At 69.2% G+C, this 208-nt stretch carries 1 pseudogene; it reads right to left on the bottom strand.

Features of this window, described 5'->3' with window-relative positions:
- A pseudogene (locus tag ACLQ2S_RS27185) lies at window positions 1-208 on the bottom strand (hypothetical protein); the annotation flags it as partial.

Consider the following 208-nt stretch of genomic DNA (forward strand, 5'->3'; position numbering starts at 1 on the left):
GGTGGGTTCCGTCGGGACGACCGTCGTGAGGGCTTCAGCGGTGAGCGTCGTGAAGGTGGCTTCCGGGGTGGCGACCGTCGTGAGGGTGGTTCCCGCGACGGTGACCGCCGCGAGGGTGGCTTCCGTGGTGCTGACCGTCGTGACGGTGGGTTCCGTCGGGACGACCGTCGTGAGGGCTTCAGCGGTGAGCGTCGTGAAGGTGGCTTCC

Origin of the sequence: Micromonospora sp. DT48 (assembly GCF_049844495.1) — a bacterium.
In the GTDB taxonomy this organism is placed as follows: Bacteria; Actinomycetota; Actinomycetes; order Mycobacteriales; family Micromonosporaceae; genus Micromonospora.